The organism is Ilumatobacter nonamiensis YM16-303, assembly GCF_000350145.1.
Lineage (GTDB): Bacteria > Actinomycetota > Acidimicrobiia > Acidimicrobiales > Ilumatobacteraceae > Ilumatobacter_A > Ilumatobacter_A nonamiensis.
Window position 1 is genome coordinate 1 of the sequence record NZ_BAOL01000279.1, and the last position, 6,812, is coordinate 6,812.

The window sequence follows — 6,812 nt, forward strand, 5'->3', positions numbered from 1 at the left end:
CGTGCCATCCGGTGTCAGACACCCGATGGCGCGGAACCCGATGACGCACGGGGGTGGGGTGTCGCACGGCACCGCCACCCGCTGATGAGTTCGACGCGGACGGTCCGAGACTGAACGCATGTTGCTGCACGAGCGCGCCTGGTCTCGCGCGGGCGCGGTCGCGTCCGTCCTGGCGACCCGTCCGGCCCGACGCGCGCTCGCGTGGTCGGTTCGCTTGCTGCTGCTCGTGGGCGGATCGCTGCTCATCGCCACGTCGGTGGCCGTCACCCTCTGGACCGAACTCGGCCCGGGTCCACTCGACGTGTTCATCGGCGCGATCCGAAACATCACCGGGCTCCCGTTGAGCGTCGCCGTGTGGGTGACGATCGGGGCGTCGATCGCGGTCGCGTGGATGCTCGGCCGCCGTCCCGGGTTCGGAACCGTCCTGTCGCCGCTGCTCATCGGCCCGATGCTCCAAGCGGTCGTCGCGGCGCTCGACGCGTACGAAGCACCGACTTCGCTGGCGATGCTCGTGGTCTTTCAGGTCATCGCGATCGCCGGCATCGGCGTCGGCGCCGGTGCGCTCATCGTCTCCGGACTCGGCGCGGGCTCGGGAGAGCTCTTCGCCGGTGCGGCGTCGGATCGTGTCCGTCGGCCCGAGAGCGTCGTGCGGGCCGGGATCGAACTGTCGTGGGTGGTTCTCGGTGTGGTGCTCGGAGGACCGATCGGTCTCGGCACGGTCATGGTCGCCGCGCTGATCGGACCAGCGGTGACCCACGGCCATCGCGCAGTCGACACCCTCGCGACGTTGTCCTGGTCAATCCGCCCAGGTCGCGGGAAGCTCGGTGTGGTCGGTCACCCGGCAGTCGTCGCCGAACACGACGAAGCGGTCGAAGCCGCGGAGGAACCAACGATCGTGGGTGACGGTGACGACGGTGCCGTTGAAGTGCGCGAGGCCGTGCTCCAGCGCCTCGGCTGACACCAGGTCGAGGTTGTCGGTCGGCTCGTCGAGCAGCAGCAGCGTGGCGCCGGAGAGTTCGAGCAGCAGGATCTGGAATCTGGCCTGCTGGCCGCCTGACAGGGTCTCGAAGGTCTGCCGCGCGCACGGCTGGAGTTCGTAGCGACGCAGCATTCCCATCGCCGGTCCGAGCATCACATCCAGATCGTGCAGGATGTCGACGAGCTCGCGTCCGGACCACTCGGGATGCTCGTGGGTCTGGTGGAAGAGCCCGGGCCGGACGCCCGCTCCGAGACGAGCCACCCCGTCGTGCTCGACCGCACCCGGACCGTCGTGTCGCGCTCCCTCCGATCCCGCTGACGCGAGCAGTCGGAGGAAGTGGCTCTTGCCGACACCGTTGCCACCGAGGACGGCCACCCGCTCGCCGTACCAGAGTTCGAGATCGAACGGGTCGGTGAGTCCGGAGATCTCCAGCTGCTCGCAGATCACCGCGCGTTTGCCGGTCCTCGCGCCGCGTAGCTGGACGTCGATCTTCTGAGCGGCCACGTCGGGCGGGCGCTCGTTCTTCTCGACGAAGTGCCGGAGTTTCGTCTCGGCCGCCTTGAGCTTCGGCGCGAACGCCTCGCTGATCGACGCACGCTGGCGCATCAACTTCACGTAGTCCTCGAGGCGCTGCTTCTCGGCGTCGTAGAGCGACTGGTTGTGCTCGCGAATCGAGTCGTGGTGCTCCTTGGCAGCGGCGTATGTGGCGAACGATCCCCCGTGGGTCCACGCCCCGGCAGCGTCGATCGTGACGATCTTCGTGGCACTCGCCGCGAGCAGTTCGCGGTCATGGCTGATGAAGACGACGGTCTTGCGGGTCTCGTTCAGCTGCTGTTCGAGCCAGCGTTTGGCCGGCACGTCGAGGAAGTTGTCCGGTTCGTCGAGCACCAGGATCTCGAACTCGCTGCGCAGCAGCGTCTCGAGCGCGAGACGCTTCTGCTCTCCGCCGCTCAGGGTGCGCAACGGGCGGTGCGCCACCTCGTCGAACGACTCACCGAACGCACGGGTCGTGCACTCGTCCCAGAGCACCTCCGCGTCGTACCCGCCGACGTCGCTCCATGCGGCGACGGCAGTCGCGTAGGCCATCGGATCGTCGGCGAGACATTCGTGCGCCCGGTCGAGATCGTCGGCGGCGGCGCGGATCCGCGCCGGGGAGATCGACAGCAGCAGCTCGCGTACCGTCGTCGCCGGATGGTCGGCGGTCCCGACGAGCTGATGCATCACCCCGAGCCCGCCGTCGACGCTGACGGTGCCGGCGCTCGGGTTCTCGTCACCGATGATCAACCGGAACAGCGTCGTCTTTCCCACGCCGTTCGCCCCGACGAGCGCGACCCGGTCACCGTTGCCCACGTTGAACGAGACATCGCGGAACAACTCCGCGCCACCGGGCAGGTTCCACGCCAGGTGGTTGACGGCGATCGATCCCACCGCCGCAGGCTAGGCAACCCACATCGCGCCATCATCACGAGATTGTTCCGTCGGCGCCCGGCACCAACGGCCATTCAGGGTTCGACGAGGTTGGGACTGATGAACGTGTCGAGAGCGCCGAGCAGCGTCTCCAACACGCTGACCTCCCCGGAGTCGACGGTGATCGTCCCGTCCTCGATTCGCTCGGTCAGACGTTCGGGGTAGGCGATCACGTCGACCAGCGCGGCGCGGTCGAGCGTGACCGCCACGTCCGCCGTGACCGTGTCGGGGTCGTGGTGGATCGTGGCGTTCTCCACCGACAGTCGATGGGAGAGGGAGTCCTCCGCGGTGTTCAGGTCGGTGACCGTGAAGGCGACGGACAGCGTGTCGAGGGAGCACTTCGCCGGGTCGAAGCGTGAGCCGATCATGTCGATCAACTGCTCGCCGGTCATCCCGCTGGCCAGCCCGGGCGGGCCGCCCCGGCCGAGCTGGATCGTGCCGTTGCGGAGTTCGAGTGCGCCCATCAGATAGGCGTTGCGCCAGGTGCTCGACTCGGCCTGGTAGCCGAGCTGTTCCATCGCGTCGGCCGACAGTGACCTCGCCTCCCGGTGTCCCGGGTCGTCGAAGATCAGGTGGTTCAGCACCTCGACGGTCCACCGATAGTCGCCCTCGTCGAACGCCGCCTGGGCTCCACGCATCACCCCGTCCGCGCCGCCCATCATGTTGACGTATCGACCCGCCGCCGCGACCGGAGGGTGCGGATGCAGGTGGGCCGGGTTGCCGTCGTACCACCCGAGATAGCGGTTGTAGACGGAGCGGACGTTGTGCGACACGGTGCCGTAGTAGCCCTGCACGTGCGACTGCTTCGAGAAGCAGTCGGGGAGCTGCGTCAACTCGTCAGCGATCTCGTCGGGGGTGTGGCCGTGGTTCGCGAGACGCAGCGTCTGGTCGTGCATCCAGCGGTACACGTCGCGCTGCAACTTCAGGAACCCTTCGACGTCGTCGGCGCCGAAGCGCGGCCAGTGGTGGCTGGCGAACATCGTGTCGGTGTGTGCGCCCCACATCCGCATGGCTTCGTGGATGTACTTGCTCCAGGCGAGTGAGTCGCGGACCTGTGCACCCCGGATCGGATACAGGTTGTGCAGCGTGTGCGTGCAGTTCTCGGCCATGCACAGCAGTCGCTTGTCCGGGAAGAAGAAGTTCATCTCCGACGGGGCCTCGGCGTCAGGTGTGTTCTGGAACACGATCCGCACGCCGTCGACGTCGAGTTCGGTGCCGGTCTCGGTGATCAGTTCGGTCGGCGCGACGAGCCCCGACGTTCCCAGCGGCACCGTCTTGCCCAGCCCCGCGTCGACCTGCCCCTGCTGTCCGAACGGAAGAAGCGGCCCGAACTGGTACATCGACCGCCGCCCCATGATCGGCCCGGCGAGCACGTTCTCACCGACGGCCTCGTGCATGAACCCTTCCGGTGCGATCACCCTCACGTCGCCGTTGAGCACCGCCTCGCGACTCGTCACGCCCAGCATTCCGCCGAAGTGGTCGAGATGGCTGTGGGTGTAGATCACGGCGCTGACCGGTCGTGCCCCCAGGTGCTGGTTCGCCAGCTCGAGACAGGCGGCGGCGCACTCCTCGGCGGTGAGCGGGTCGATGATCAGCCAGCCGCTGTCGGCGGCGATGAAGGTGATGTTGCTGATGTCGTAGCCACGCGCCTGCCAGACCCCGTCGGCCACTTCGAACAAGCCGTGGATCGCGTTCAGCCGGCCTTGGCGCCAGAGCCCGGGATGCACCGTCTCGGGCGACGGATCGTCGGTCCGGAGGAAGTCGTGGTGGGCCGTGTCCCACACCGGTCGTCCGCCACGTTCGATCCGACCCGTCGGATGCTGGGCGACGAGTCCGCGCTGCGCGGCCGCGAAGTCGACGCCGTCGTCGAAATCGACCACCGCGGCCGAGTTGCGGCGCCGGGTGTACTCAGATGCGGGCTTCGGGAGGTCACGATCGGTCTCGGCCATCGCGCCAGTTCAGCAGACGGCGTCACCGGTCGGCGACCGGCGAAGCTCCGTCGACGAGCCGGGTCGGGTCGGGTACGTTCCACACGTGCGTGCCATGTACTTCGAGGAGTTCGGCGTACGGCCGTCGATCGAGGTCGTTCCCGACCCGTCTCCAGCGCCGACCGGGGTGGTGGTCGCGGTCGAGGCATCCGGGGTGTGCCGCAGTGATTGGCACGGTTGGTGTGGACACGACCCCGACATCGTCCTGCCCCACGTGCCCGGCCACGAGCTCGCGGGTCGCGTCGTCGGCGTCGGGGCGGAGGTGGTGGGCTGGAACGTCGGCGAGCGAGTGACCGTCCCGTTCGTCGGCGGGTGCGGCCGCTGCGCGACCTGTCTGGGCGGAGACCCGCAGGTGTGCCCGAAGCAGTTCCAACCGGGGTTCACCGCGTGGGGATCGTTCGCGGAGTACGTGGCGATCGACTACGCCGACACCAATCTCGTCGCGATTCCCGACGATCTCGATGTGGTCCATGCGGCAGCGCTCGGGTGCCGGGTGGCCACCGCGTACCGGGCGGTCGTCGAGCGCGGGTCGCTCGGGGCAGGGGAGTGGCTCGCAGTCCACGGGTGCGGGGGAGTGGGACTGTCGGCCGTCATGATCGGAGTGGCAGGGGGTGCACGCGTCGTCGCAGTCGACGTGGACCGCGCTGCTCTCGCGGCGGCTCGGTCGGTCGGCGCCGAGGCTGCCCTCGACGTGAGCGGGATGGCCCCCGAAGAGGTCGCGGCTGCCGTGCACGAGGCGACCGGCGGCGGTGCGCACGTGTCGATCGACGCCATCGGGGGAGCGGGATCCTCGCTGGCCTCGCTCCTCGGACTCCGCCGACGCGGGCGCCACGTCCAGGTCGGGCTGATGACCGGCGACGCCGAATTCGCCCCGATCGCGTACGCCCGGGTGATCGGGTGGGAACTCGACGTGCTCGGATCGCACGGGATGGCAGCAGCGAACTATCCGGACATGCTCGCCCTGGTGCGCGATGGGCAGATCGACCTGGATCGTCTCGTCACGCGCACGGTGACGCTCGACGACGCCATCGACGCTCTGGTCCGACCCGACGACGGCGGACCGGGCATCACCGTGATCGACGGTTCGGTTGACGTCCGCGATGTCGGTCGACACCCTGGACGTCGACATCGACACCACTAGGTTGGCCCACGTGGCCCTTCCACGATCATCCACAGCTTCGCCCGACACGACCGGGGCGACCCTGATCGGTTGGCGGGAATGGGTGGCCTTTCCCGACTGGGGGGTCACGGCGATGAAAGCGAAGACCGACACGGGTGCGCGCACCTCGGCGCTCCATGCCACCGACATCGAGGAATTCGAGCGCGACGGCAAGCCGTGGGCCCGGTTCGTCGTTCATCCCTGGCAGCGCAACGACCTCGACCCGCACGCCGTCGAAGCCCCCTGCGTCGACCAGCGTGCGGTCACGAGCTCATCGGGAACGAAGTCGGTCCGACCGGTGATCGTGGCGTCGATCGATCTCGCCGGGTCGTCGCACGAGATCGAGCTGACGCTCACGCGACGCGACGAGATGGGATTCCGGATGCTGCTCGGTCGCAACGCGATGGCCGGCCGCTACGTGATCGATCCGTCGGTGTCGTACGCGACCGGACGCCCGGATCGCGACACCCGACGCCGGAACCGCACCCGAGCATGAGCGACGAAGAACCCATCGACGAACCGACGGATCTCGTCCCGCCCGTCGCGCCGCCGCGCCGTCGGCGGCTGCGTCGGCGGCCGTCGTTCTCGATCGGCGACCTCGACGTGGCGGCCGGTCGATCGGCGATCGGACAGCTGCCGATCTCGCGTCTGGTCACCGGCAATCAGATCTCGATCCCGATCAACGTGTTCCACGGCCGCAACGAGGGCCCGGTGATCTGGCTGAGCGCCGCGGTCCACGGCGACGAGATCGCCGGTGTCGAGATCATCCGGCGCGCGTTGAGCACGATCGTCCCGAGAACCCTGGCCGGAACGATCGTCGCGGTCCCGATCGTCAACGTCCACGGCTTCCTGAGCGGCGACCGCTACCTCCCGGACCGGCGCGACCTGAACCGGTCGTTCCCCGGCTCACCCGGCGGATCGCTCGCCGCGCGAGTCGCGAACATCTTCATGACCGAGATCGTCCAGCGTTGCGACGTCGGCATCGACCTGCACACCGGGTCGGACCATCGCACGAACCTGCCGCAGATCCGTGCCGATCTCGACGACCCGCGTACCCGTGATCTCGCGATCGCGTTCGGCGCGCCGCTGATCATGCACGCCAAGCTGCGCGACGGTTCGATGCGCGCCGCGGCGACGGCGACCGGCTCGACGGTCCTGTTGTACGAGGGTGGCGAGGCCTGGCGGTTCGACCGGGAGGCGATCGACGCAGCGGTCGGAG

5 protein-coding genes and 1 pseudogene are annotated in these 6,812 nt (G+C 68.6%); 4 read left to right on the forward strand and 2 right to left on the reverse strand.

From position 1 onward, the window contains the following. Positions 1-118 precede the first annotated feature (118 nt). Positions 119-742: pseudogene (locus ON45_RS24150) on the forward strand (YczE/YyaS/YitT family protein); the annotation flags it as partial. A 54-nt stretch (positions 743-796) separates the two neighbouring features. Here ON45_RS24150 and ON45_RS19605 read toward each other — a convergent pair. Then, a complete protein-coding gene (locus tag ON45_RS19605; protein ID WP_040496305.1) occupies positions 797-2,407 on the reverse strand; it encodes an ABC-F family ATP-binding cassette domain-containing protein in 1,611 nt (536 codons plus the stop codon). A gap of 74 nt (positions 2,408-2,481) precedes the next feature. Beyond that, positions 2,482-4,395, reverse strand: coding sequence for an alkyl/aryl-sulfatase (locus ON45_RS19610; RefSeq protein ID WP_040496307.1), 1,914 nt, complete (start codon positions 4,393-4,395; stop codon positions 2,482-2,484). An 85-nt stretch (positions 4,396-4,480) separates the two neighbouring features. Between ON45_RS19610 and ON45_RS19615 the strand changes: the two genes are divergently transcribed. The 3 genes from ON45_RS19615 to ON45_RS19625 all read left to right on the forward strand — a co-directional run. Next, positions 4,481-5,575 carry a zinc-dependent alcohol dehydrogenase family protein gene (locus ON45_RS19615; RefSeq protein ID WP_051063448.1) on the forward strand — a complete coding sequence of 365 codons (1,095 nt, stop codon included), beginning with the start codon at positions 4,481-4,483 and terminating at the stop codon, positions 5,573-5,575. Between the two features lie 10 nt (positions 5,576-5,585). Continuing rightward, a complete protein-coding gene (locus tag ON45_RS19620; protein ID WP_051063452.1) occupies positions 5,586-6,089 on the forward strand; it encodes an ATP-dependent zinc protease family protein in 504 nt (167 codons plus the stop codon). Further along, positions 6,086-6,812 (forward strand): succinylglutamate desuccinylase/aspartoacylase family protein (locus ON45_RS19625; RefSeq protein WP_051063451.1); only part of this gene is annotated, 727 nt, incomplete at its 3' end. The genes ON45_RS19620 and ON45_RS19625, both read left to right, overlap by 4 nt.